Raw genomic sequence first — 25,113 nt, forward strand, 5'->3', positions numbered from 1 at the left:
AAATACGGCGGTTTGAAAGTGGTGTCTTTTGGAGTGTTTTACTCTGTTATACATGGCTATAGTCTGACACTTTAAGTGGACAGCGCAAGGCATATTGGCCACAAAACGCGTCAATTTGCCACTTTCCGTGCTGCACTGCGCAAACCTGTTTAGAGTGTCTTTGCTGGCTAAAAAGCTGTTTTGGCTAACGGTTTTTATTGAGATCCAGCTACTCGCTGGGAGGCAACCACCTATAAAAAGCCTCGTATGTAATGGGCGTTGGCTAGGGCGTTTTCAAAGGTGTCGCCTGCTGAATGGCAGCCGGACACCACTACGCCATAGGCGTGGCACTTGTCGCCGCGCTCAATGGCAATAGGAAATAAAATTGCTCACCTTTATATCAGTGGGGGCAGCAGTGGCTAGCTTAATTCGAGGCCAGCGTAAGCTGATTTGATATTGCACAACCCCTGCATCACATTGCGTATTTTGCGGTCAAAAGCGGTATGGTGAGAGCCCGAGAGAGGCAGCATTACGCCTATTACAGAAGATGAGGAGTCATTATGGGGAAAACGCTAGGTTATGTTGGCGTGGCGCTAGTGGGTACCCTGCTGTTGTACGGCTGTAGTGGGCCTGAGGAAGAGGTCGCACAACACCAGCCACACTCAGTGGCAGAAGAGCGTGCTTCTGAACCTGAGCCGCCTGCACAACATGTTGAGCCGCTCAATGTAATGATTTCAACTGCTGCTTTTTTACGTCCAGACCGGCGTTTGATGGTGGAAGGCGAAACCAATCTGCCAAATGATGCCCAGCTACAAGTAGTGGTAGAGCGAGAAATTAGCCGCGTACGCTGGCAAGAGCGTACACGTGTGGTGAATGGTAAATTTGAAGCTGGCCCACTGGGCTCTGGCAGTGGCTTGCCGGATGGCAGTTATCTCGTCACCGTGCAGTTAGGCGAAGCCACCGTGCAGCCAGAAAGCGTGCAGGCACGCATTGGTACCCAGGGCGAATACTTGGCGGGAGAGCTCATCAGCCAGTCCCGCCATGGGTTAGGGCAGGTAGCCACCTACTCGCGCCGTTTCTTGGTAGGCAGTGAACCAAGACGGACGCGCGACCAGGTGGACGTTATTGAGGACAAGTAGGGATGGGGAGGTAGATGCTTTAGGCAGGACACCAGTGTGCTAACAACACCGCATGAATCGAGGTGTCAGTGGGCGCTTTGGAGAAGTGCTCAATGACAAATCGGCCATCACGCTGGATGAGATAGTGGCCTGCTTTATGAAACACATGCGTTGGGCCAAGCAACAGCAAATCACCAGAGACTACTGGTGAAAAATCCGTTTCTTTGCCAGGGGTGGCCATCACGCAAGGTGCTTTCCAGTCAATCTTCAACGGCAGATGATGCGGTACGGTAATGGTCGTTGCCTGAACCTGTTCCCAGGGGAGGGGACCAGTATGGGTCAGGGTCAACAGTTGAGGCGCACTGTCACCTTCCAAAAGGGTAGCCAGCGAGCAATCAAGGGCATCGGCGAGCGCTACTAAGCGTTCATGACCGATCTGCTTGATCGCCCCGGACTCCCAATAAGAAATGGTGACATCTGACACGCCAACTTTACGTGCAAGGGCAGCTTTGTTGAGCTTGGCCCGAAGTCGCAGTTGCTTGATACGTGAGCCTAGCGATTCCATTTCATTTTCCTGTCGATGAGCTAAATCAGCTCGTTGAATGTACTTCCACCTTGATAGGTGGCGCTCTGAACATGCTGAGAATAGTGAGATTCATTCTCATGCATGAACACGAATCATAGGTACTACACCATACTAAGCGATTGTGCTTTAACGCGCATCTTCCTATCTATGTTCTGAGAGCTTTCGATCAGACGCTTTTAAGTCAAACTCGTTCCCTTTCCAATGCTGTTGGTTGTTCTTAGGGTGCGTATAATGGCGCCACGCTTAACTGCTAAAGGGAACTGTTGATGACCGTACGTACTCGTATCGCGCCTTCTCCTACTGGAGACCCCCATGTAGGCACGGCCTATATTGCACTGTTTAATCTCTGCTTTGCTCGCCAGCACGGCGGTCAGTTCATTTTGCGTATTGAAGACACCGATCAAGTACGCTCCACTCCTGAGTCAGAACAGATGATTCTCGATTCACTGCGTTGGTTGGGGCTTGAGTGGGATGAAGGCCCGGATGTAGGCGGTCCCCACGGGCCGTATCGGCAAAGCGAGCGGGGCGATATTTATGCGAAGTATGCCCAGCAGTTGCTAGACGCCGGGCATGCCTTTAAGTGTTACCGCACCAGCGAAGAGCTTGATGAGCTGCGCGAATCACGCAAAGAGGCAGGCCTGCATTTGGCATTGAAGCCAACTGATTTAGCCCTGGACGCAGAAGAGCAATCACGTCGTGAGCAGGAAAGCTGGCCCTATGTGATTCGTATGAACGTGCCCAGCGAAGGCGTGTGCGTGGTTAGCGATATGCTGCGCGGTACGATTGAAGTGGATTGGGCGCAGGTTGATGCTCAGATTCTGATGAAATCAGACGGTATGCCTACGTACCACTTAGCTAACGTGGTGGACGATCATTTAATGGGCATTACCCACGTGCTGCGTGGTGAAGAGTGGATCAATTCTGCGCCGAAGCATCAACTGCTGTATGAGTACTTTGGTTGGGAAATGCCGCAGCTTTGCCATATGCCGCTGCTGCGTAACCCGGATAAGTCCAAGCTCTCCAAGCGTAAAAACCCAACGTCGATCAATTACTATCGCCGCATGGGCTTTTTACCCCAGGCCGTGACCAACTACCTGGGCCGTATGGGTTGGTCGATGCCCGATGAGCGTGAAAAATTCAGCTTGTCAGAGATGATGGCAGAATTTGATATTCAGCGTGTCTCGCTCGGCGGGCCCGTGTTCGACCTAGAGAAATTGACGTGGTTGAACGGTGTCTATATCCGTGAAGACCTGGATGACGACGCTCTGCTGCAGGCGCTGCGTGAGTGGGCGTTCAATGATGCCTACGTGAAGCAGATTTTGCCGCAAGTCCGCCCTCGGGTAGAAACGCTCTCCCAGGTTGTTCCGCTGGCGGGCCACTTTTTCTCTGGCTTGCCCGCAATCACTAAAGATGATTTTGACAGCGTGAAGCTGGACAACGAAGAGCTAGTGAAACTGCTGCAGTTCCTGGTATGGCGCTTTGAAGGCGTCTCTGCTTGGCATAAAGAAGCGTTGCTGGAGGAGGTCAAAAGTCTGGCAGAGCACTTTGAGCTAAAAATGAAGGCCTTCTTGGCACCAGTGTTTATTGCTATTACAGGCAGTACCTCAAGCAGCTCGGTGATGGATGCGATGGCTATTCTTGGCTCTGACGTGACGCGTGCACGGCTTCGCCATGCGATTGCCGTATTGGGCGGCGTGTCCAAAAAGCAGGCGAAGCGCTTTGAAAAAGAGTACCGCGACCTGTAAATAATCATCGTTACTGGTGATTGAGAAGAGCGCCGCGCGATCTTAGCGTGAGAGCGCGGCGTTTTCTTCGATAAATAGGCTTGACGAAGATCAGGGGAATCAGTAGTATACGTTCCGTCTTCAAGACATGTGGGGCCTTAGCTCAGCTGGGAGAGCGCAACACTGGCAGTGTTGAGGTCAGCGGTTCGATCCCGCTAGGCTCCACCAATATCAGTAGCACTGATATTGTCTTGTCAAAGATGTTTCCAGGTTAGATACGTCCCATTCGTCTAGTGGTCTAGGACACCGCCCTTTCACGGCGGTAACAGGGGTTCGAACCCCCTATGGGACGCCACCTCATATCTATATCCGCACGTCCAAAATATTATCATTAGCAAATAGCAATGAGTTTTCTCACTTGCTCTTTTTGCATTCCCGCCGTCTGGAACTTGCGTCTATTTCACGCTTTTTTTGTCAATATTGTGCTTGACTTGTCCACTTTTGCGTCTCCGCGGAACAGGTTGTGCACAACCACATAAATATGAAGCAAAAAATCAGCGATTTAGCTTAATTTCTTTAAAATCAGTAGTTTATGGTAGATCAAAAAATGACCAATTTAAGGCTGGGTCACTGTTCATGGCGATTGTGGGACGTTTTCTAATGGTTGTGAACAGGGTTATCCACAGATAGTGTGGAAAACCCTGTCCAGGCTGGCAGTGCTAAAAAGTCAAGCGTTATTCAGGCTTGCGCAGCCGTTTTAATAGCGATGAAGTATCCCAGCGGCCACCTTCCATGCGCTGTACATCCGCATAAAACTGGTCGACTAGGGCGGTAACGGGGAGGGTGGCATTTAGCCTACGTGCTTGCTCTAGGCAAATGCCCAAATCCTTGCGCATCCAGTCCACCGCGAAGCCGTGGTTATACTCATTGGCGATCATTGTTTTGTGGCGGTTCTCCATTTGCCAGGAGCCAGCCGCTCCTTTGGAGATGACGTCAATCACTTGATGCTGGTCTAGTCCTGCCTGTTCCGCAAAATGCAGTCCTTCTGCTAGCCCTTGTACTAAACCGGCAATACAGATTTGGTTCACCATCTTGGTGAGCTGACCGCTGCTGGCAGTTCCCATCAGTGTGACGGCGCGGGCGTAGTGGTTGAGAAAGGGCGCCACAGTGTCGAAGTGGTTTTGCTCACCGCCGCACATAATCGTTAGCGCGCCGTTCTCGGCCCCCTGTTGGCCGCCAGACACCGGTGCATCAATAAATGCCACGCCTTTCTCGCGGCAAGCTGCGTCCAGCTCCAAGGCCAGATCGGCCGACGCGGTGGTGTGGTCTACTAGGTAGCTGCCGCTCATCATGGTGCTGAGAGCGCCGTCTGGCCCGGTGGTTACTTGGCGAACATCGTCGTCATTTCCCACGCATACCAACACTAAATCAGCGCCCTCAGCCGCTTCGGCGGGTGTTGAGTGAGCCGTGCCGCCAAACGCCTTGGCCCATGCCTCTGCCTTGCTGGCAGTACGGTTGTAAACGCGAGTGGTAAGGCCTTGTTTGGCAAGGTGGCCAGCCATAGGGTAGCCCATTACGCCTAGGCCAATAAAAGCAACGGTGGTAATAGATCGCATAAAACACCTTTGTTGTTGGTAGGAAGCAAACAAAAGGCCACCCGTGGGTGGCCTTTGTCATCCTATGCGTGCATTAGCGCGTTAGTCGCCAATCACTTGGTAGGATAGTCACGTTTTTCGTGACCGATATACAGCTGGCGCGGGCGGCCGATTTTGTAGCTTTCGCTGAGCATTTCGTGCCAGTGAGAGATCCAGCCAATGGTGCGCGATACTGCAAAGATCACAGTGAACATATTGGTCGGAATACCCATGGCTTTCAGGATAATGCCTGAGTAGAAATCAACGTTCGGGTACAGTTTACGCTCGATGAAGTATTCATCTTCCAGGGCGATCTGTTCCAGGCGCTTGGCGATTTTGAGCTGCGGGTCGTCGGCCATGCCTAGCTCGGCCAACACTTCGTCGCAGGTCTCTTTCATCACTTTGGCGCGTGGGTCGAAGTTGCGGTAAACGCGGTGACCAAAGCCCATCAGCTTGAATGGGTCATTCTTATCTTTGGCTTTATCCACGAAGCGCTGAATGTTCTCTTCTGAGTCGTCACCAATCTCATCGAGCATGTTTAGTACGGCTTCGTTTGCGCCGCCGTGAGCCGGGCCCCACAGAGCCGCGATACCGGCGCTGATACAGGCAAACGGGTTAGCACCGGTAGAGCCAGCTAGGCGAACGGTCGAGGTAGAAGCGTTCTGCTCGTGGTCCGCATGCAGCATAAAGATGCGGTCCATGGCTTTCGCGTATACCGGATTGATTTTGTACTCTTCGCACGGGTTGCTGAACATCATGTAGAGGAAGTTCTCTGCATAGCTCAGGTCGTTGCGCGGATAGTTGAACGGTTGGCCAACGTTATATTTGTGCGACATTGCTGCCAGGGTCGGCATTTTAGCAATGAGGCGAATAGCGCTGATCACCCGATCTTCTTCCTGAGTAATGTCCATGTGATCGTGGTAGAAAGCGGCAAGGCCACCTACCACACCACACAGAATCGACATCGGGTGCGCATCGCGGCGGAACCCTTTGAAGAAGTTGTTGATCTGGTCATGCACCATCGTGTGATTGCGAATGCGAGATTCGAAATCAGCATACTGCTCATCATTGGGAAGCTCGCCAAACAGCAGGGTGTAACAAACTTCTACAAAGTTCGACTCTTTCGCCAGTTGATCAATGGGGTAGCCGCGGTGCAGCAGTACGCCCTTGCCGCCATCGATATAGGTGATTGCGGACTGGCAGGAAGAGGTGGCCATAAAGCCGGGGTCGTAGGTAAACAGGCCTTCAGCACCTAGGCCGCGCACGTCGATGACGTCGGGGCCAAGTGTGCCGGAATACATGGGTAGCTCGATCGTCTTATCGAGACCGTCTACCGTCAATGTCGCTTTCCTGTCAGCCATGCTGGCCTCCTTTCGAGTTCGGTTTGGGACGTAAAGTCGTTGTTTCGCATGCCGCGCCGGCGAAAAGGCTTGCCCACTATAGAAGCGTGCGACATTTTGTCAATTAGCCTATGCGCTAGCCGGTCTTGTACATATATTGTTTGAGTGAATAATTTTTGTATATGATTAATGGGAGGTTCATAGTAACGAAGTGCCAGAGAATTGACGATACGTTAACAGGCTTATCAAATCGTCAATCAAGTGTCACTATAACCATGCTGCATCGCAAAATCGACTCGGGTTGGCGGCAATTTTCTTGCACCATGGTCGAGTTAAGCCTGAGTTCGGTTTGTCAGCAGGGGCTAAGGTTCTTATAATCCACGGCGCGCGACCGGCAGGTAGGTGGTCGTGCCCGACTTGGCAACGGCCGAGCCCCTTCCAGCAACCACTGCCCGCTCGGGCTATGCCCGACCTGTCGCTGAGCGGGCCAAGAGAGTGTGTATAACGCCGTGAATAGCAAACGACCCGTAAACTTAGACCTGACTACGATACATTTCCCACTTCCGGCCCTAACGTCGATTACACACCGTATCACGGGTGTCATCCTGTTCGTTGGCCTGATCTTCGCTTTTTGGGCGTTGGGTAAATCCCTGTCATCTCCGGCTGGCTTTGATGCTGTCAGCAGTGCCTTAGCCAACAACTTTTTGGCCAAGTTCATTGCGTGGGGGCTGCTGTCTGCCTTGGCATTTCACTTTGTGGCCGGCATCAAGCACCTATTGATGGACGCCAACATTGGTGTGACGTTAGAAGGTGGCGTTAAAAAAGCACAGGCTACTGTGGTAGTGAGTGCAGTTCTGATTATTCTGGCAGGAGTTTGGGTATGGTAACCAATATCACAAGTTTTGGCCGTAGCGGGCTGTCCGACTGGCTGATGCAGCGCGTTTCTGCGGTCATCCTGGCCCTTTACACGGTTTTCGTTGTTGCCTACCTGCTGTTTAATCCGAACCTGGACTACTACGCCTGGAGCGGGCTGTTCGAGCAAACGTGGATGCGCATTTTCTCGCTGCTAGCGTTTGTCTCTATCGCTGCGCACGCCTGGATCGGTTTGTGGACAGTCACTACCGATTACCTCAAGTCCACTCGCCTGCGCGTAGGTGTCCAGACGCTGATTATTCTGGCCATCTTTGTGTACCTGGTGTGGGGCATTCAAATTCTGTGGGGAGCTTGATACATGTCTAACCTTCGTAGCCTGACATTTGACGCCATTATCATCGGTGGTGGTGGCTCTGGCCTGCGTGCTGCGCTTGAACTGGCAAAATCTGGTAAGAAGACAGCCGTACTGTCCAAAGTGTTCCCGACACGCTCTCACACGGTCTCTGCACAGGGTGGTATTACTTGCGCCATCGCGTCTGCCGACCCGAATGATGATTGGCGCTGGCACATGTACGACACGGTAAAAGGCGGCGACTATATCGCTGACCAGGATGCCGCTGAGTACATGTGTTCTGAAGGCCCTAAAGCAGTTTTTGAACTGGAGCACATGGGCCTGCCGTTCTCACGTTTTGATAACGGCCGTATTTACCAGCGTCCGTTCGGCGGTCAGTCAAAAAACTTCGGTGAAGGCGGCCAGGCAGCCCGTACCTGCGCGGCAGCCGACCGTACTGGTCACGCACTCCTGCACACCCTGTACCAGAACAACCTCAAGAACAACACCACGTTCTTGAACGAGTGGTACGCGGTCGATTTGGTCAAGAACGCTAGCGGTGACGTGGTGGGCTGTATTGCCATGTGCATCGAAACCGGTGAAGTGGTTCACGTTAAATCGAAAGCCACGGTTCTGGCCACTGGCGGTGCAGGCCGTATCTATGCCTCTACCACTAACGCCCTGATCAACACCGGTGACGGTATCGGCATGGCGCTGCGCGCTGGCTTCCCGATGCAGGACATGGAAATGTGGCAGTTCCACCCGACCGGTATTTACGGTGCGGGCACCCTGGTAACCGAAGGTTGCCGTGGTGAAGGCGGTTACCTCGTCAATAAAGACGGCGAGCGTTTCATGGAGCGCTACGCGCCCAACGCCAAAGACCTGGCAGGCCGCGACGTCGTTGCGCGCTCCATGGTTATGGAAATTCTCGAAGGCCGCGGCTGTGGTGATAAGGGCGACCACGTCTTCCTGAAGCTTGATCACTTGGGCGAAGAAGTCCTTGGCAAGCGTCTGCCGGGTATTGTGGAGCTCTCCAAAACCTTCGCCCATGTTGATCCGGCGAAAGACCCGATTCCGGTCGTTCCGACTTGCCACTATATGATGGGCGGTATTCCGACCAACATTCATGGCCAAGCAATTACCCAAGACGAAAATGGCAACGACCATATCGTTAACGGTCTGTTTGCCTGTGGTGAAGCGGCGTGTGTATCAGTACACGGTGCTAACCGCCTGGGCGGTAACTCGCTGCTGGACTTGGTCGTCTTTGGTCGCGCTGCCGGTATGTTCATCGAAGGCGCGCTGAACGAAGGTATCGAGTATCTGGACGCTTCCGAGTCAGACATCGAATTCGCCATGAAACGTATTACGCGCTGGAACGAGTCTGAAGAGGGCGGCGAAAGCATCCCTGAGCTGAAAGCCGAGCTTCAAGACATCATGCAGAACTCTTTCGGTGTATTCCGTGAAGAGAAAAACATGCAGGAAGGTGTCAAAAAGCTAGCGGAACTGCGTGGCCGTATTGCCAATGCGCACCTGCCGGACAAATCCAATGTATTCAACACTGCTCGTGTTGAGGCGCTGGAGCTGGACAACCTGATGGAAGTGGCAGAAGCAACGGCGATTGCTGCCCTTGAGCGTAAAGAGAGCCGTGGTGCACACTCGCGCTACGACTACCCAGACCGTGATGATGTCAGCTGGCTGAAACACTCGCTCTACTTCCCAGCAACTAAAGAGCTGAAGAAGCGCGACGTTAACTTCAAGCCGAAAACTGTTGATACGTTCGAGCCTAAGGTTCGCACCTACTAATCTCCGCACTGACGAGAGGGAGTCACCATGTCCAATCTTCAGGTATCCGTATACCGCTACAATCCGGAAACCGACTCCGCGCCTTATATGCAGGAGTTTCAGGTCGATACCAAAGGCCGCGATCTGATGGTGCTGGATGTTTTGCACCTGATGAAAGAGCAAGACAGCGGTTTAGCCTATCGCCGTAGCTGCCGTGAAGGTGTATGCGGTTCCGATGGCATGAACATGAACGGCAAAAACGGCTTGGCATGCATCACGCCGCTGTCCGATGTTGTGAAAAACAACAAACTGACGCTGCGCCCGCTGCCTGGCCTCCCGGTCATCCGTGATATGGTGGTTGACATGGGGCTGTTCTATAAGCAGTACGAGCGTATTCAGCCGTACCTGCAGAACGATACGCCAGCGCCAGCCATTGAGCGTCTGCAGTCGCCGGAAGAGCGCGACAAGCTGGATGGTCTGTACGAGTGTATTCTGTGTGCGTGCTGCTCAACTTCATGCCCGTCGTTCTGGTGGAACCCGGATAAGTTCGTAGGCCCTGCGGGTCTGCTGCAGTCTTACCGTTTCCTGGCCGACAGCCGCGACACTGCCACCCGTGAGCGCCTGACCAGCCTGGAAGATCCGTTCTCTGTCTTCCGCTGCCGCGGCATCATGAATTGCGTAGCAGTTTGCCCGAAAGGTCTTAATCCGACCCGTGCGATTGGCAAAATTCGTGAAATGCTGCTCGCAGATGCTACGTAACTAACTAATCCTATGAAAAAAAGCGAGTACCACGTAAGTTGCAGCATAAAGCTACTTAAATCGTGGCGCTTGGCTTGTTATCATAGGGGCTGTCATGGTGCGGCGACGCGTCGCACTATGACCAGCCAAGTTTAAAAGCCGGTGCTTTAAGTACCGGCTTTTGAGCATGAACTGAGTGTGAATCGCGTCGCAAGTACGTGTATGAATAAGGGCTTCCGGCCTCCGGTCGGCGCCGCCGGCAAACGTCCCGCCCCGCCGGCAGGGCAATAGCGATGTCGTTGCTAGCATGCAGCGATGCCGATACCACCCCATCAGTGCAGGGTGACCGAGAGATGCAACAAGGCATAATGGAGTTGATGTGGCGTTCCTCTCACGTTAGTGGTGGCAATGTCCACTACGTGGAAGCGCTTTACGAGCAGTACCTCGCCGATCCTGATTCTGTCTCAGACGAGTGGCGCAGCTATTTTGATCAGCTGCCGCGTTCTGAAGGCAGTGCCTCCCACGATGTTCCACTAAGCCCCATTCGTGATCAGTTCTACCAGCTGGGCCGTGAAAGCCGCCCAGGCCGGGTAGTCGCCGCCTCCGACAGCGGTGAGAACAAAAAGCAGGTCAAAGTCCTGCAGCTGATCAACGCTTATCGCTTCCGTGGCCATCAAAAGGCCAATATCGACCCGCTTGGGCTGCGTAATCCCACCCCCGTCCCCGATCTCGACCTGTCGTTCCATCAGCTCTCTAAAGCTGATCTCGACACCGAGTTCCAAACCGGTTCGTTTTTTCTAGGTATTGATAAAGCGCCGCTGCGTGACATCGTTGATGCGTTGGAGCAGACCTACTGTCGCTCCATCGGTTGCGAGATCATGCACATCGTTGATACCGAAGAGAAACGCTGGCTACAACGTCGGTTTGAGTCGGTACGTAGTGCGCCTAAGTTCAGCGATGACGTGCGTAAGCACGTGCTGGAGCGGTTGACTGCGGCGGAAGGTTTGGAAAACTACCTGGCATCTAAGTACCCGGGTACCAAGCGTTTCGGTCTGGAAGGCGGTGAGTCGTTCGTGCCGATGATGGACGAGCTGATTCAGCGCGCGGGCGGTTACGGTACCAAAGAAGTCGTGATCGGGATGGCTCACCGTGGCCGTTTAAACCTGCTGGTCAACATTCTGGGTAAAAACCCAGCGGACTTGATCGACGAGTTCGATGGCAAGAAAGTCATTGAACGCGGCTCCGGCGACGTGAAATATCACCAGGGCTTCAGCTCGAACGTAATGTCACCGGGTGGCGAAGTTCACCTGGCCATGTCGTTCAACCCGTCGCACCTGGAAATCGTCGCGCCGGTGGTAGAGGGCTCGGTACGCGCCCGCCAAGACCGCCGTAACGACGATGAAGGCAGCAAAGTCCTGCCCATCAACGTCCATGGTGATGCCGCTTTCGCCGGTCAGGGCGTGGTGATGGAGACATTCCAGATGTCTCAAACCCGTGCCTATAAAACAGGCGGCACGGTGCATATCGTCATCAACAACCAGGTGGGTTTCACTACCTCGAACCCCTTGGATGCACGCTCTACGGAATACTGTACTGACATTGCTAAAATGGTTCAGGCGCCGATTTTCCATGTTAACGGCGATGATCCAGATGCAGTGATCCACGCGACCCAAGTGGCGCTGGATTACCGCCAGCAGTTTAAGAAAGACGTTGTGATTGACCTGGTGTGCTATCGCCGCCGTGGCCACAACGAGGCTGACGAGCCGTCAGGCACCCAGCCGATGATGTACGCCAAAATTAAAGACCACGCTTCCTCGCGTACCCTGTACGCGCAGCGTTTGGTAGAGCAGGGCGTCATCTCTGAAGAAGACGCCAAGGCGATGATTGAAACCTACCGCGATGATCTTGTGGCAGGTAACCACGTTGCCAATGCGTTGGTACAAGAACCCAACACCTCTCTGTTTGTGGACTGGGCTCCTTATCTTGGCCACGAGTGGACCGGCGATGCCGATACCACCTTCGATATGAAGCGCCTTCAGCAGCTAGCCGCGAAGATGTGCGACATTCCCGACGGTGTGGATGTTCAGCGCCAAGTTGCCAAGATCTATGAAGACCGTCGCAAAATGCAGGCGGGCGGTATGGGCCTCAACTGGGGCTTTGCAGAAACGCTGGCCTACGCCACGCTGTTGGACCAAGGCCACCCGATCCGGATTACCGGTCAGGACGTTGGTCGCGGTACGTTCTCTCACCGCCATGCGGTCGTACACAACCAAAAAGATGGCTCCACCTACGTGCCGCTGCAGAACATGTCTGACGGCCAGCCGCGTTTCACCATTCACGACTCCTTCCTATCAGAAGAAGCCGTGCTGGCGTTTGAGTATGGTTACTCGACCACCGCCCCGAATGACTTGGTTATTTGGGAAGCGCAGTTTGGTGACTTCTTCAACGGCGCTCAGGTGGTGGTGGATCAGTTCATCTCCTCGGGTGAGACCAAGTGGGGCCGTCTGTGTGGTTTAACCATGCTGCTGCCTCATGGCTATGAAGGCCAGGGTCCTGAGCACTCCTCAGCCCGTTTAGAGCGCTTCTTGCAGCTGTGCGCCGAGCACAATATGCAGGTGTGCGTACCGACAACGCCCGCGCAGATTTATCATCTGCTGCGTCGTCAGGTCATCCGTCCGTTGCGTAAGCCGCTGGTGGTGATGTCGCCGAAGTCGTTGCTGCGCCACAAAGAAGCAGTATCGAGCCTGGAAGATCTCGCCCACGGCAAGTTCCATATGGTGCTGCCGGACCAAGCGAATCTCGCTGCCGACAAAGTCACCCGCGTCATCATGTGTGCTGGTAAGGTCTACTACGACCTAGCTAACTGGCGCGCTGAGAATGAGCGTGACGACACGGCGATTATTCGTCTAGAGCAGCTCTACCCCTTCCCGAAAGAAGAGCTTCTGGAAGTGCTCCAGGCGTATGCCAATGTGGAAGACATCGTGTGGTGTCAGGAAGAGCCGCTGAACCAAGGCGCCTGGTACTCCAGTCAGCACCACATGCGTACCGTGGCCGATATGTTGAAAGACGGCCTAGGACGTGAGTTGAAATTCGCAGGGCGTCCTGCCTCGGCTGCTCCGGCAGCGGGCTACATGTCCGTCCACACTGAACAGCAGCGCCAGCTGGTGGAAGACGCTTTTAATCTATAAGCACCCACCGGGTTTAGAGAACATATAAGGGAAACGACATGGCTACTGATATCAAAGCGCCAACCTTTCCGGAATCCGTTGCCGAAGGCACTGTGGCCGCGTGGCATAAAAAGCCGGGCGACAGCGTCGAGCGTGACGAACTGATTGTTGAAATCGAAACCGACAAAGTGGTGCTCGAAGTCGTCGCACCGGAAGCGGGTACCCTGACCGACGTGATGGCCGAAGAAGGCGATACCGTTGAGTCTGAGCAAATCTTGGGCAAAATTGGCGAAGGCAGCGCTGCTGGCAGCAAAGAAGAGAGTTCTTCTGAAAATAGTTCTTCTGAAAAGAGCTCTTCTAGCAACGATAGCGCTGAAAAAACCGAATCAAAAGCAGAGTCTAAGCCTGCTGGCGGCGGTAAAAAGCACGATGTAAAAGCGCCTAGCTTCCCTGAGTCTATCCAGGAAGGCACCGTTGCCACTTGGCACAAGAAAGTTGGCGAAGCGGTCAAGCGCGACGAAGTGCTGGCCGATATCGAAACCGACAAAGTGGTGCTGGAAGTCGTAGCGCCTGCCGACGGCGCATTGGAAGCGATCAAAGCGGAAGAGGGTAGCCAAGTAGAGTCGGAAGCGATTCTGGCCACCTTCGTTGAAGGCGGCGGCAGCGATGAAGCAAGCGCACCTGCCTCTAACAACGCCTCCTCCAGCAGCGATGATGAAGGTGCCGATGAGAAAGTCGGTGACAAGATTCTCGCACCGGCGGCACGTAAAATGGTGGCCGAGCACGATCTGGATGTTTCCAAGATCGAAGGCACCGGCAAAGGCGGTCGCATTCTGAAAGAAGATGTTCAGAAAGCAGTGAAAGACGGGTCTGCTAAGAAAGCGGCCAAGTCTGCTGCACCGGCCAAAGCCGCAGCAGCTCCGGCAGTTCAGGGTGAGCGTGAAGAGAAGCGCGTACCGATGACCCGTCTGCGTCAAACCATCGCTAAGCGCTTGGTTCAGGCACAGCAAACCGCTGCCATGCTGACCACGTACAATGAAGTGGACATGACTGAGATCATGGCCCTGCGTGCTCAGTACAAAGATACTTTCCAAAAGACCCACGACATCAAACTGGGCTTTATGGGCTTCTTTGTAAAAGCGGCTTCTGAAGCGCTCAAACGCTTCCCGGACGTGAATGCCTCTATCGACGGTACCGATATCGTCTACCACGGTTACCAAGATATCGGTGTTGCGGTATCCACCGACCGTGGCTTGGTAGTCCCGGTTCTGCGTGACACCGACAGCATGAAAATTGCTGACGTTGAGCGCACCATTGTCGATTTCGGCAAACGCGGCCGTGACGGTAAGCTGGGCATGGACGACATGATCGGCGGTACCTTCACGATCACCAACGGTGGTACGTTCGGCTCCCTGATGTCCACGCCGATTATCAACCCGCCGCAAACCGCTATCCTGGGCATGCACAAGATTCAAGATCGTCCTATGGCGGTGAATGGTAAGGTCGAGATTCGCCCGATGATGTATCTGGCGCTTTCCTACGACCACCGCATGATTGATGGTAAAGATGCGGTAAGATTCCTGGTGACTATTAAAGAGCTGCTGGAAGACCCGGCTCGCTTGCTGCTGGACGTATAACGAAGCGCGCTGATCCGCCTTCGCTGTTAATGTAACGTTCTATGCAATCGCACTTTGCCTCCTGCCTGGTTTAGATCCAAACGGGGGGAGGCAACCAAGCTAAAGGAGCCAACATGGCTGACAAGTTTGATGTGATCGTTATCGGTGCAGGACCTGGTGGCTACGTAGCGGCTATTCGCGCTGCGCAGCTGGGCCTGAAAGCCGCCTGTGTTGAAAAATGGATTGGTAAAGAAGGCAATGTCGTTCACGGCGGTACGTGTTTGAACGTTGGCTGTATCCCATCCAAAGCGTTGCTTGAAGCCTCGCATAAGTTCGTCGAAGCCAAGCACGATTTCGATGATATGGGTATCAATGCCGGCGACGTCACCATGGACGTCAAAAAGATGATGGCTCGCAAGGACAAGATCGTTAAGAACTTGACCGGCGGCATCTCTGGCCTGTTCAAGGCCAACGGCGTTACCGCCATCGAAGGTACCGGTAAAGTGGTGTCTGGCAAGCAGGTTGAGGTGACCGACCTCGACGGCAACACCACCACTTACGACGCCGACAACATCGTCATCGCGGCAGGCTCTGTACCGGTGGAAATTCCGCCGACCCCGCTGACCGAAGGCCTTATTGTTGATTCTACCGGCGCACTGGAATTCCAGGAAACGCCGAAGCGTCTTGGCGTTATCGGTGCTGGCGTTATCGGCCTTGAGCTGGGCAGCGTGTGGAACCGTTTAGGTTCTGAAGTGACCGTTCTGGAAGCGATGGACTCCTTCCTGCCGATGGTCGACACCGCGATTGCCAAAGAGACCCAGAAACTGCTCAAGAAGCAGGGGCTGGACATTAAACTGGGCGCCCGTGTGACCGGTTCGGAGTCAAAAGGCGAAGAAGTCGTCGTCAAGTACACCGATGCCAACGGCGAACAGGAAATGACCTTCGACAAGCTGATCGTTTGCGTTGGCCGTCGCCCCTACACCAAAGGCGTGATCGCTGACGGTGTGAGCGTTGAGCTGGACGAGCGTGGCTTTATCTTCGTTGACGACCAGTGCCGCACCAACGTGCCGGGCGTCTACGCCATCGGTGACTGTGTACGCGGTCCGATGCTGGCGCACAAAGCGTCTGAAGAAGGCATCATGGTGGCGGACATCATCGCTGGCCACAAAGCCGAGATGAACTACGACACCATTCCGAACGTGATTTACACCTTCCCAGAAGTGGCGTGGGTCGGTATGACCGAGCAAGATGCCAAAGCTAAGGGCATCGAAGTTAAAACCGGTAGCTTCCCGTTCGCGGCCAGCGGTCGTGCCATGGCGAACAACGCCACCGAAGGCAGCGCCAAGATCATTGCCGATGCGGAAACTGACCGTATCCTCGGCATGCACATCGTGGGTCAGCACGCGGGTGAAATGATCGCCCAGGGCGTGATCGCGATGGAATTCGGCTCTAGCGCTGAAGACCTCGCACTGACCTGCTATGCGCACCCGACCATGTCGGAAGCCGTGCACGAAGCGGCACTTGCGGTAGAAGGCCATGCGATTCATATGGCAAACCGTAAGAAGCGTAAGTAATTCGCTAAGCAACAACCAAGCGCCACCGTCAGGTGGCGCAACACTTTCAGCCCTGCGCGGTAGCTTGTAGGAAACTGAAAGTACGGGGATGGTCAGGGCGGTACAGATACGCTGTTAAGTCAACTGATCATCGTTCGAGTCACATGCAACCAATGGCATGAATCGATGAACCTTCACGAGTATCAAGGCAAACAGCTGTTTGCTGATTATGGTCTGCCAGTGTCCAAAGGCTTTGCCGTGGACACTCCCGAAGAAGCAGTAGAAGCGTGCAAAAAAATCGGCGGTGACATGTGGGTGGTTAAAGCCCAGGTTCACGCTGGTGGCCGCGGTAAAGCGGGCGGCGTTAAGCTGATTAAAGACCCGGCAGAAGCTAAAACCTTCGCCGAGCAGTGGCTGGGTAAAAACCTGGTGACTTACCAGACTGACGAAAAAGGTCAGCCGGTTGCTAAAATTCTGGTAGAGACCTGCACCAACATCGCTGACGAGCTCTACCTGGGTGCGGTTGTTGACCGTACTACCCGCCGTGTGGTCTTCATGGCCTCTACCGAAGGCGGTGTTGAGATTGAAACCGTCGCCGAAGAGACGCCGGAAAAGATCCTCAAAGCTGAAATCGATCCGCTGGTCGGCGCACAGCCCTACCAAGCTCGCGAGCTGGCCTTTGCGCTGGGTCTGGAAGGCGATCAGGTGAAGCAGTTCACCAAGATTTTCCTGGGTCTGTCTAAGCTGTTCCACGACAAAGATCTGGCACTTCTTGAGATCAACCCGCTGGTCATCACTGACGAAGGCAACCTGCACTGCTTGGATGCCAAACTGGGCCTGGATAGCAACGCCCTGTACCGTCACCCAGACCTGCAGGCCATGCGCGATCCTTCCCAGGAAGATCAGCGTGAAGCCGACGCGGCGAAGTGGGAACTTAACTACGTCGCCCTCGACGGTAACATTGGTTGCATGGTGAACGGCGCAGGCCTGGCCATGGGCACCATGGACATTGTCAACCTGAGTGGCGGCAAGCCCGCTAACTTCCTGGACGTTGGCGGCGGCGCGACCAAAGAGCGCGTCGCAGAAGCGTTCAAGATCATCCTGTCTGACGACAACGTGAAAGCTGTTCTGGTGAACATCTTCGGCGGCATCGTTCGTTGCGACATGATTGCTGAAGGCATCATCGGTGCCGTTGAGCAAGTGGGCGTTAACGTCCCGGTGGTCGTTCGCCTGGAAGGTAACAACGCTGAATTGGGCGCTGAAAAACTGGCGTCTAGCGGTCTGAACATCATCGCTGCTACCAGTCTGACCGACGCGGCTCAGCAGGTTGTAAAAGCAGCGGAGGGCAAGTAATGAGCATCCTGATCGATAAGAACACCAAGGTCATCTGCCAAGGTTTCACCGGTGGCCAGGGCACGTTCCACTCCGAGCAGGCGATTGCCTATGGCACGCAAATGGTCGGTGGTGTTACACCGGGCAAAGGCGGCCAGACGCACCTGGGCCTGCCTGTTTTCAACACCGTGAAAGAAGCGGTCGAGAAAACCGGCGCAGAAGCCAGCGTGATCTACGTACCGGCACCGTTCTGCAAAGACTCGATCCTTGAAGCTGCGAACGCTGGCATCAAGCTGATCGTGTGCATCACCGAAGGCATCGCGACCCTCGATATGCTCGACGCAAAAGTAAAATGCGACGAGCTGGGCGTACGCCTGATCGGCCCGAACTGCCCGGGCGTGATCACTCCCGGTGAGTGCAAAATCGGTATCATGCCGGGTCACATCCACCAGCCGGGCCGCGTTGGTATCGTTTCCCGCTCTGGTACCCTGACTTACGAAGCCGTTAAGCAGACCACTGACCACGGTTTCGGTCAGTCTACCTGTGTCGGTATCGGCGGCGACCCGATTCCGGGTTCTAACTTCATCGACATCTTGGAGATGTTCGAGAAGGACCCGAAAACCGAAGCGATCGTGATGATCGGCGAAATCGGCGGCACCGCCGAAGAAGAAGCCGCAGCTTACATCAAAGCCAACGTTTCCAAGCCGGTGGTTTCCTACATTGCCGGTGTCACTGCACCTCCTGGCAAGCGTATGGGCCATGCGGGCGCCATCATCTCTGGCGGTAAAGGTACTGCCGATGAGAAATTTGCGGCTCTTGAAGACGCCGGTGTGAAAACCGTTCGTTCTTTGGCGCAAATTGGCGACGCGCTGAAAGAAGTAACCGGCTGGTAAGCCGCGCACTTTCTTCGTGACGCTGAAAAGGGCACCTTGGGTGCCCTTTTTGCGTTTGAGGAGGTTAAGTAAAGCGGTGAGGCGGCTAGCGCTGACGCAGCATGCGCGCGCTGTAGAGCAGTAGCAGCGGCGCACCGGCGGCAAGATACAAGTGGTAGCTAATTAGCCGCCAGACCAGCACGGCGGCAGCGGCCTGCTCCCGGCCCATCAAGGGCAGCAACAGGCTTCCCACCCCCACTTCAGCCGCCCCTGCGCCGCCAGGGAGAAAGCTGAATTGGCTGGCGGCCATAGCTAGCATCTGAGTTAAAAACGTCCAGAGCCAGTCGGCATGCCCACCGATGCCAATCACCGCTAGGTAAAGCAAGCTGTAGCGCAGCAGCCAGTGTAGGGTTGTGAGTGCTAGCATCGCTGCCAACGTGGCTTTGGGTAGCGCCAGCGTCATACGCAGCGCATGACGACAGCGTAACAGTCGCCTAACCAGCCAGCGCCTGCGGCTAGGGCGTATCCAGGCTAGCCACTGGCGTCGAGTACGCAGCAGCTTGGGTAAGTACCCCATCATCAGCGAGACGCCCACCGCTAACAGCGCCAATCCCAGTAACGAGAGCTGTACTAGCCCCTGGTGTGGCCACTGGGCATCCCCGAAAACCGACATCGCCACCAAACCGCTCAGCATCAGCAGAAAGAACAGCAGGTCGCACCCCTGGTCGATGAGAAACACGGCGGTGCCTTTTGAGGGCGAAAATCCCCGCTGGGCAAGTAATAACAGCAGAGTGGCCGGGCCGCCGCTACCGCCTGGCGTTGCGCAGAGCGCGCACTTCGCCGCCAGCTCGATGCCCAGCGCGCCGCGCTGCCCAAGCTGGCCAGCGCGGCCGTTTAGCATCAGGCGCAGCCGGGCGGCGTTTAAATTCCAGCATAGCGCCGCCATGGCGATCATCAGGACCAGTAGGCCAATGGGAAACTGCGCCACATGCTCAAACGCTTGGCTGCCCCCTGCAAGCGATGTGAGCACCAGTGGCGCTACCAGGGCAGCCAGCAGTAGAACGCCGTGTAGCGGACGAAAGCGCAGCAGCCGTTGAGGTTTAGCGACGGACGACACGGGCATCGGGCTGTTCGAGTCCACAGAGGTCGACATAGTGCGTCAGCAGCGAGCCAATGACGCTATCCCAGCTAAACTGGCGCTCAACAAAATGGCGCGCGTAGCGTCCGCTGGCGGCAATATCGTTGCTAAACAGCGCGGAGCAGGCATCCGCCATCGCGTCCGGGTCAAGCGGCTGGCAGAGCACGCCCGCGCCCAGCGGTACGTTCTCAATCAGCGCGCCTGCCCGCGCGCCAATCACCGGCAGGCCGCTGGCCATCGCTTCCTGGGCCACCAGCCCAAAGGTTTCACGGGTGCCCGCATGCAGCAGCGCATCGCTACTGGCAAGCGCGCGGGCCACTTCATGGCTACCGCAGCAGCGGTTGACTACCGTGACATTGCTGGGCACTTGAGTCGGCATGCCCGGCCCCATCAGCAGCAGGTGGTAGTCGCTGCCAAGCGCCCGCATGGTGGCTAGCAGCACGTCGATATTCTTTTCTCGCGAGAAGCGGCCGACAAAAATCAGCAGCTTTTTATCTGCAGGAATACCCATGGCCGTACGGAAGCCGGGGTCGCGCCGTGAAGGGTGAAACTGCTCTAAATCAACCCCTAATGACTGCACGCGCACGTTGGGCACGCCCCATTCGGTGAGCCGGTTGGCCATCGCGTGGCAGGGAGCCAGCACGCTATCAAAGCGCTGGTACAGGTCTACCACGTAGCGAATCAGCCGTTGGCGAACATGGCGACCAAAACGGTCACCCATCAAGTGGGGTAAATCCGAGTGATAGAAACCCACCACCGGCACGCCCAAGCGCTGGCCAGCCTCCAGCGCGGCCCAAGCGGTGACGTAAGGGTCGCCTGCTTCGATTAACGTGGGGGAGAGGTCTACCAAGGCGTCACGCCAAGGGCGGCGGCGCAGCGGGAATCGATAGCCCTGCCCAAGGGGCAGGTGCAGCGCCGGTAGCGTGTGGTGGTCGCCTAAACTATCACGCTCAGGCCCCGGCACCAGCAGGCTGGTGCGAAGGTTAGGCGTGCGCGAGAGCACGCGGTGTTTAGCCTGTAAATAGGTGCGAACGCCGCCGCTTGCCGGGGCGTGAAACATAGTCACATCGGCGATGTGCAAGGTAACCTCCGAGCCACATGAGTGTCATCGAATTACCTTAGGATAGAAATAAGTCAATTCGGCGACAATTGAGCCGCCACTTTTTATTTCCTGCGAACCGCTTCCTGCTTTCTATTTCATCCCATTCCCCTCTTCACCCCCATTGCCAGCTATCGGCTTGGTTGCCGATGGACGTTCTCTTGTGCGTATTAGTTGACTGCTTGCCGAATCAGGCTAATATGCCATCTATATGGATGGTATATGGAATCCAAAGAGATGGTATTGAGGTTGGTGACGTGCTGATATTTGTAACGTGCTTACGTTGGGTGCTTACGTTGGCGGCACGGTTTCAGAAGCCTCACATCCAGCAACATCCACCCGCCGATTGATGATTGAGCACTACGAGGAAGGACACATGAGCGTGCATGAGCTACGCCGTAAGGGCGGTGATTCCAGTGAAAAGATCACCATTAACCTGGGGGTGGTTGACCTGGGGCAGATCGACCTGCTGGTTCAAGAAGGTTTTTACTCCAACCGGACCGATCTAATTCGCACCGCTATTCGTAATCAGCTAGCGACCCATGCCGAGGTCGTCAAAGACACCGTAAGCCGTAAGGCGTTTGTGTTGGGCCTTGAGCATTACAGCCGTGCAGATCTAGAGGCGCTGCAGTCAGCCGGGGAGACGTTGCAAATTCAAGTGTTGGGCATGGCCAGCATTGCCGACGACGTGACGCCTGAGCTGGCCCTTGCCACCATCGAGTCCGTGGTGGTTTTGGGCGCACTTCATGCCAGCAAAGCGGTGAAAGCCGCTCTGGCGGATCGCATCCACTGAACGACTCACTCAATAAGCGCTGACCACGCCATCATTGAATAAGGATATTGAAAATGATCGATGCCACGATGACGAAGCGAATGGAAGAAGCAACGCGGCTCACCCGCGCGGGAAAACTACAAGAGGCCATGGCGATTCTCCAGGGCGGCAGTCCCGACGCTAGAAGCGCAGAAACGACGGATAACTCTTATCAGCACAGCAGTTATCAGCAAGGCGATACTTTTGACGGGACCTGCGAGGTCATCGACGAAGAAGCCACCGTATCGAAGACAGTGCCTTCTGAGTCGCCAGCGGGAGCATTCTCTCCCGGTGATATTCAGATGCCGTCAGCATGGCGCGATAAGTGGATGAAGTATCGTGGTGGCATGGCGCAAGCCGAGCAAGCGCCGAGCCCCAGCGAGAAACCGCAGCCAGGCGCGTTTACTGCCGGTCGGTTTACCCACCCTGTGGGGTCGCGTGATTACAAACTGTATATCCCTAGCGGCTATCATGGGCAGGCGCTGCCGCTGGTAGTGATGCTGCATGGCTGCACGCAGAACCCTGATGATTTCGCTGCCGGAACCGAGATGAACCGGCTAGCCGAAGAGCAGCTGTGCTGTGTGCTCTATCCCGCTCAGCCGATGACCGCGAACAGCTCGAAATGCTGGAACTGGTTCAAGGCCGAAGACCAGCAGCGCGAAGGGGGAGAGCCCACCATCATTGCCGCCATGGCCCGCCAGATCATCGATACCCACGGGCTAGATGAAACGCGCGTCTATGTGGCTGGGCTTTCTGCAGGCGCGGCCATGGCAACTACCCTGGCGATGACCTACCCAGACCTGTTTGCGGCGGTCGGCGTGCACTCCGGGCTACCCCACGGCGTTGCCCAAAGTCTTCCCGATGCGTTAAGCGCTATGCAAGGAGGCTCCGGGCCTCTGGGTGGTGGTAAAGCGAAAGATACTCGTTGGGCATCGGATGTGCCCGTCATTATCTTTCATGGAGATCGTGATACCACCGTGCACCCCAGCAATGCGGAACGCGTGGCCGCTCAGTACCGTCAATCGCGCCAAGCAGGAGCCGCGGTGGAGCAGGGGAAAGTGGCGAATGGCCACTCCTATACGCGTACCACACACCACAACGCGAAGGGCAAACCCCACATGGAGCAGTGGCGCATTCACGGCGCGGGCCACGCTTGGTCAGGGGGTAGCGCTAAGGGCAGCTATACCGACCCTAAAGGCCCTGATGCCACTCAGGAAATGCTGCGTTTCTTCTTGCAGCACCAGCACGCTGGATAAATGCTCTCACCTATCACTGCCACAGACACAACAACGGCGCCTTAATGCGCCGTTGTTGTGTGGTGAGGCTTAGAAGAGAGTGCTAAGCGGCAGGCTTGGCGACCAGCGAGCGAGTCTCTTCACGGGCTTCCGTGAGTGATACGCGCAGGCTATCGCCCAGCTTAAAGCGCTCTTCGCCTTCGATCTGAATGCGGCCCTCTTTGTCATCAATGACCACTTTATCGCGGTCGCTGTGCATCAAGGGGGCGGGCACGAACGCCGTCGCGCCGTTCTCGATCAGGCGAACCCGCATGCCGCCACGGTTGATCGCCATGATCTCTGCGTCAAAGGTGTCCTGATTCTGCGCGGCCGGGGTCAGGTAGCGCACGTAGAGCCAATCTTTCACATCGCGCTCGGCCATGCGGTTCAGGCGGCGGCGCTCGGTGAGCTGCTCGGTGAGCTGTTGGCTGGCTTCTGCCGGAGCCTGCTCACCCTTCAGCACGCGCTTGATCAAGCGGTGGTTGACCATATCGCCGTACTTACGAATCGGCGAGGTCCAGGTAGCGTAGGCGGGCAGCCCCAGGCCGAAGTGCGGGCCAGGCTGGGCCGACATGCTGGTGAAGCCCTGGAAACGGCGCAGGCGCGCATCCAGCCAAGCGTCGTCGCGGCTCTCAAGCGCACGCTTCAGCTCTTTATAGTGGGCAAGCTCGGTAAGTGCTTCCTGAGCGACTTCGATTTCCTGAGTTGCCAGGAACTCTTGTGCCGCTTCGGCTTTTTCCGGCTCGAAAGCGCGGTGCACGTTGAAGATGCCGTGGCCGATATGGCTGGCCAGGAAGTCCGCACAGCAGGCGTTGGCGGCAATCATCGACTCTTCGATCATACGGTTGGCAATGCGGCGGTCTTCGGTATGAATCCCCAGCACGTTGCCCGCTTCATCCAGATCAAACACGTAATCAGGACGATCTTTAAATACCAGCGCGTGCTCGTTACGCCACGCGGTACGCGCTTCGGTCAGCTCACGCAGGGCGTGTAGCTGCTCGGCAATATTATCTGCCGGTGCCCAGTCGCCTTGGCCTTCAATCCAATCAGAGACGCGCTCGTACACCAGCTTAGCGTGGGACTTCACGTTGGCCGCGAAGAAGCGGTAGTCGCCCAGGCTGCCGTCGGCGTTAATGTTCAGTGTGCAGGCCAGGGCAGGGCGCTCTTGGCCTTCCCACAGCGAGCAAAGATCATCCGCCAACTGCTCGGGCAACATGGTCACGTTCTGGCCCGGCAGGTACACGGTAAATGCACGAACGCGGGCTTCCAGGTCAGCAGCGTGGCCCTCTTCCACATAAGCGGTGGGGTCGGCAATCGCCACGCTCAGCTGCCAGCCGCCTTCCGGGCGTGCCACTACGTGCAGCGCGTCATCCATATCGCGGGTTTTTTCACCGTCGATAGTGAAGTACGGCTGCTCGGTGAGGTCTTCACGCGTCAGGCCTTCATCGTGCAGCGGCCAGTCGCTGCCGGCATCCGGGCACTCTTGCTCCAGCGCGTGGCGAGCAAGCGTCACGCGCCACGGCACGGCCGGGTTATCGGCTTTGGCCACTAGCTCATCAATCTGAGTGAAGAAGCCGCGGTCGTTCTCTTTTAGCGGGTGACGCACCAAACGCGCCACGACCCAATCGCCGTCGGCAATGGAGTCTTCATCCAGGCTATTTTTGATGCGTGCTTTTAGAACGTTGCGAATCGAGGGGTGGTCCGGCACCACCGCGAGGCGGCCTTCGCGCTTTTGCACGCGAGCAACGAAGCGGTCTAAACCGGCTTCAATAAGCTTTTCAGGCTCAACCGACTTTTTATCGCCGTTCTCGTGAATCACGGCTTCCACACGGTCGCCGTGCAGCACCTGTTTCATGGCGGGGGGCGGCACGAAATAGGATTCGCCGCTATCAGTTTCAAGAAAACCAAAGCCTTTTTCTGTGGCTTTGATCACCCCTTCAGCGCGCGGGGTGGTTTCACGGATCTGTTGCTTGAGCTGGGCAAGCAGGGAGTTGTTTTGAAGCATGTGTTCAATCAGTTGGCGAGAGTAGGTTGCCACTATACGGATTCCCACTGGCCGCGCCAATCGTTGCTCCTGGGGAAGTGGCGACGGCGACGGCAGGTCAATGACTTACTTACGGTTGGCTGAATCGGTTAAGCTGAGCGA

At 55.7% G+C, this 25,113-nt stretch carries 20 protein-coding genes and 2 tRNA genes; 15 read left to right on the plus strand and 7 right to left on the minus strand.

Annotated features, from left to right (window positions below; translation table 11 throughout):
* Positions 1–230 precede the first annotated feature (230 nt).
* A complete protein-coding gene (locus ACIGG6_RS03730) occupies positions 231–365 on the minus strand; it encodes a type II toxin-antitoxin system HicB family antitoxin (RefSeq protein ID WP_399842442.1) in 135 nt (44 codons plus the stop codon).
* Between the two features lie 174 nt (positions 366–539).
* On the opposite strand from ACIGG6_RS03730, the gene ACIGG6_RS03735 reads away from it, so the two are divergent.
* Positions 540–1,118, plus strand: a complete 579-nt coding sequence (locus tag ACIGG6_RS03735) for a hypothetical protein (protein ID WP_399842371.1) — start codon at positions 540–542, stop codon at positions 1,116–1,118.
* A gap of 19 nt (positions 1,119–1,137) precedes the next feature.
* Here the strand turns inward: ACIGG6_RS03735 and ACIGG6_RS03740 are convergent, their stop codons facing one another.
* The gene (locus ACIGG6_RS03740) at positions 1,138–1,662 is read right to left on the minus strand and encodes a helix-turn-helix domain-containing protein (protein ID WP_399842374.1); all 525 of its coding nucleotides are present in this window, start codon (positions 1,660–1,662) and stop codon (positions 1,138–1,140) included.
* 287 nt (positions 1,663–1,949) lie between these two features.
* Between ACIGG6_RS03740 and gltX the strand changes: the two genes are divergently transcribed.
* From gltX to ACIGG6_RS03755, 3 genes are all read left to right on the plus strand, one after another.
* Positions 1,950–3,428: a glutamate--tRNA ligase gene (gene gltX / locus ACIGG6_RS03745; protein ID WP_399842375.1), complete on the plus strand. Its 1,479-nt coding sequence runs from the start codon at positions 1,950–1,952 to the stop codon at positions 3,426–3,428.
* Between the two features lie 131 nt (positions 3,429–3,559).
* Positions 3,560–3,635 (plus strand) — tRNA-Ala (locus ACIGG6_RS03750).
* A gap of 51 nt (positions 3,636–3,686) precedes the next feature.
* Positions 3,687–3,762: transfer RNA gene (locus ACIGG6_RS03755), tRNA-Glu, on the plus strand.
* Positions 3,763–4,141: 379 nt separating this feature from the next.
* Here the strand turns inward: ACIGG6_RS03755 and ACIGG6_RS03760 are convergent.
* Together ACIGG6_RS03760 and gltA are read right to left on the minus strand one after the other, a co-directional pair.
* The gene (locus tag ACIGG6_RS03760) at positions 4,142–5,023 is read right to left on the minus strand and encodes an NAD(P)-dependent oxidoreductase (protein WP_062359305.1); all 882 of its coding nucleotides are present in this window, start codon (positions 5,021–5,023) and stop codon (positions 4,142–4,144) included.
* Between the two features lie 92 nt (positions 5,024–5,115).
* On the minus strand, positions 5,116–6,402 hold the full coding sequence (gene gltA, locus ACIGG6_RS03765; protein WP_083026630.1) for a citrate synthase: 1,287 nt from the start codon (positions 6,400–6,402) through the stop codon (positions 5,116–5,118).
* 488 nt (positions 6,403–6,890) lie between these two features.
* Between gltA and sdhC the strand changes: the two genes are divergently transcribed.
* The 9 genes from sdhC (at position 6,891) to sucD (ending at position 18,666) form a co-directional block, all read left to right on the plus strand.
* Entirely contained in the window at positions 6,891–7,268 is a 378-nt protein-coding gene (gene sdhC, locus ACIGG6_RS03770) for a succinate dehydrogenase, cytochrome b556 subunit (RefSeq protein WP_207953651.1), read from the plus strand.
* Entirely contained in the window at positions 7,262–7,609 is a 348-nt protein-coding gene (gene sdhD / locus ACIGG6_RS03775; RefSeq protein WP_083026627.1) for a succinate dehydrogenase, hydrophobic membrane anchor protein, read from the plus strand. The genes sdhC and sdhD overlap by 7 nt, the downstream gene beginning before the upstream one ends.
* 3 nt (positions 7,610–7,612) lie before the next feature.
* Positions 7,613–9,388 (plus strand): succinate dehydrogenase flavoprotein subunit, encoded by a 1,776-nt coding sequence (sdhA, locus tag ACIGG6_RS03780; RefSeq protein ID WP_399842379.1) that lies wholly within the window; start codon positions 7,613–7,615, stop codon positions 9,386–9,388.
* Positions 9,389–9,415: 27 nt separating this feature from the next.
* Positions 9,416–10,126 (plus strand): succinate dehydrogenase iron-sulfur subunit, encoded by a 711-nt coding sequence (locus ACIGG6_RS03785; RefSeq protein WP_016914530.1) that lies wholly within the window; start codon positions 9,416–9,418, stop codon positions 10,124–10,126.
* Between the two features lie 332 nt (positions 10,127–10,458).
* Positions 10,459–13,293: a 2-oxoglutarate dehydrogenase E1 component gene (locus tag ACIGG6_RS03790; protein WP_399842444.1), complete on the plus strand. Its 2,835-nt coding sequence runs from the start codon at positions 10,459–10,461 to the stop codon at positions 13,291–13,293.
* A 38-nt stretch (positions 13,294–13,331) separates the two neighbouring features.
* On the plus strand, positions 13,332–14,909 hold the full coding sequence (gene odhB, locus ACIGG6_RS03795; protein ID WP_399842382.1) for a 2-oxoglutarate dehydrogenase complex dihydrolipoyllysine-residue succinyltransferase: 1,578 nt from the start codon (positions 13,332–13,334) through the stop codon (positions 14,907–14,909).
* Between the two features lie 113 nt (positions 14,910–15,022).
* Positions 15,023–16,462: a dihydrolipoyl dehydrogenase gene (gene lpdA / locus ACIGG6_RS03800; protein WP_253505724.1), complete on the plus strand. Its 1,440-nt coding sequence runs from the start codon at positions 15,023–15,025 to the stop codon at positions 16,460–16,462.
* Between the two features lie 165 nt (positions 16,463–16,627).
* On the plus strand, positions 16,628–17,794 hold the full coding sequence (gene sucC, locus ACIGG6_RS03805) for an ADP-forming succinate--CoA ligase subunit beta (RefSeq protein ID WP_016914526.1): 1,167 nt from the start codon (positions 16,628–16,630) through the stop codon (positions 17,792–17,794).
* The gene (gene sucD / locus ACIGG6_RS03810; protein WP_044627828.1) at positions 17,794–18,666 is read left to right on the plus strand and encodes a succinate--CoA ligase subunit alpha; all 873 of its coding nucleotides are present in this window, start codon (positions 17,794–17,796) and stop codon (positions 18,664–18,666) included. Before sucC ends, sucD begins: the two co-directional genes overlap by 1 nt.
* An 85-nt stretch (positions 18,667–18,751) precedes the next feature.
* On the opposite strand, the gene ACIGG6_RS03815 is transcribed toward sucD, so the two are convergent.
* Together ACIGG6_RS03815 and ACIGG6_RS03820 are read right to left on the minus strand one after the other, a co-directional pair.
* Positions 18,752–19,768: a YbhN family protein gene (locus ACIGG6_RS03815; RefSeq protein WP_399842387.1), complete on the minus strand. Its 1,017-nt coding sequence runs from the start codon at positions 19,766–19,768 to the stop codon at positions 18,752–18,754.
* Entirely contained in the window at positions 19,746–20,864 is a 1,119-nt protein-coding gene (locus ACIGG6_RS03820) for a glycosyltransferase family 4 protein (RefSeq protein WP_399842390.1), read from the minus strand. Before ACIGG6_RS03820 ends, ACIGG6_RS03815 begins: the two co-directional genes overlap by 23 nt.
* 394 nt (positions 20,865–21,258) lie before the next feature.
* On the opposite strand from ACIGG6_RS03820, the gene ACIGG6_RS03825 reads away from it, so the two are divergent.
* Complete coding sequence (locus tag ACIGG6_RS03825) at positions 21,259–21,675, plus strand: CopG family transcriptional regulator (RefSeq protein WP_399842392.1); 417 nt, start codon at positions 21,259–21,261, stop codon at positions 21,673–21,675.
* A 53-nt stretch (positions 21,676–21,728) separates the two neighbouring features.
* A complete protein-coding gene (locus ACIGG6_RS03830; protein ID WP_399842395.1) occupies positions 21,729–22,949 on the plus strand; it encodes an extracellular catalytic domain type 1 short-chain-length polyhydroxyalkanoate depolymerase in 1,221 nt (406 codons plus the stop codon).
* Positions 22,950–23,031: 82 nt separating this feature from the next.
* On the opposite strand, the gene ACIGG6_RS03835 is transcribed toward ACIGG6_RS03830, so the two are convergent.
* The gene (locus tag ACIGG6_RS03835) at positions 23,032–24,972 is read right to left on the minus strand and encodes an exoribonuclease II (protein WP_399842447.1); all 1,941 of its coding nucleotides are present in this window, start codon (positions 24,970–24,972) and stop codon (positions 23,032–23,034) included.
* Positions 24,973–25,113: the final 141 nt, after the last annotated feature.

The organism is Vreelandella lionensis (assembly GCF_044543515.1).
GTDB lineage: Bacteria > Pseudomonadota > Gammaproteobacteria > Pseudomonadales > Halomonadaceae > Vreelandella > Vreelandella lionensis.

What these genes read in the sequence shown, in the direction of transcription:
- ACIGG6_RS03735 (WP_399842371.1), top strand. Translation starts at nt 540, where the DNA reads ATGGGGAAAACGCTAGGTTATGTTGGCGTGGCGCTAGTGGGTACCCTG.
- ACIGG6_RS03740 (WP_399842374.1), bottom strand. Translation starts at nt 1,662, where the DNA reads ATGGAATCGCTAGGCTCACGTATCAAGCAACTGCGACTTCGGGCCAAG.
- gltX (WP_399842375.1), top strand. Translation starts at nt 1,950, where the DNA reads ATGACCGTACGTACTCGTATCGCGCCTTCTCCTACTGGAGACCCCCAT.
- ACIGG6_RS03760 (WP_062359305.1), bottom strand. Translation starts at nt 5,023, where the DNA reads ATGCGATCTATTACCACCGTTGCTTTTATTGGCCTAGGCGTAATGGGC.
- gltA (WP_083026630.1), bottom strand. Translation starts at nt 6,402, where the DNA reads ATGGCTGACAGGAAAGCGACATTGACGGTAGACGGTCTCGATAAGACG.
- sdhD (WP_083026627.1), top strand. Translation starts at nt 7,262, where the DNA reads ATGGTAACCAATATCACAAGTTTTGGCCGTAGCGGGCTGTCCGACTGG.
- sdhA (WP_399842379.1), top strand. Translation starts at nt 7,613, where the DNA reads ATGTCTAACCTTCGTAGCCTGACATTTGACGCCATTATCATCGGTGGT.
- ACIGG6_RS03785 (WP_016914530.1), top strand. Translation starts at nt 9,416, where the DNA reads ATGTCCAATCTTCAGGTATCCGTATACCGCTACAATCCGGAAACCGAC.
- ACIGG6_RS03790 (WP_399842444.1), top strand. Translation starts at nt 10,459, where the DNA reads ATGCAACAAGGCATAATGGAGTTGATGTGGCGTTCCTCTCACGTTAGT.
- odhB (WP_399842382.1), top strand. Translation starts at nt 13,332, where the DNA reads ATGGCTACTGATATCAAAGCGCCAACCTTTCCGGAATCCGTTGCCGAA.
- lpdA (WP_253505724.1), top strand. Translation starts at nt 15,023, where the DNA reads ATGGCTGACAAGTTTGATGTGATCGTTATCGGTGCAGGACCTGGTGGC.
- sucC (WP_016914526.1), top strand. Translation starts at nt 16,628, where the DNA reads ATGAACCTTCACGAGTATCAAGGCAAACAGCTGTTTGCTGATTATGGT.
- sucD (WP_044627828.1), top strand. Translation starts at nt 17,794, where the DNA reads ATGAGCATCCTGATCGATAAGAACACCAAGGTCATCTGCCAAGGTTTC.
- ACIGG6_RS03815 (WP_399842387.1), bottom strand. Translation starts at nt 19,768, where the DNA reads ATGCCCGTGTCGTCCGTCGCTAAACCTCAACGGCTGCTGCGCTTTCGT.
- ACIGG6_RS03825 (WP_399842392.1), top strand. Translation starts at nt 21,259, where the DNA reads ATGAGCGTGCATGAGCTACGCCGTAAGGGCGGTGATTCCAGTGAAAAG.
- ACIGG6_RS03830 (WP_399842395.1), top strand. Translation starts at nt 21,729, where the DNA reads ATGATCGATGCCACGATGACGAAGCGAATGGAAGAAGCAACGCGGCTC.
- ACIGG6_RS03835 (WP_399842447.1), bottom strand. Translation starts at nt 24,972, where the DNA reads ATGCTTCAAAACAACTCCCTGCTTGCCCAGCTCAAGCAACAGATCCGT.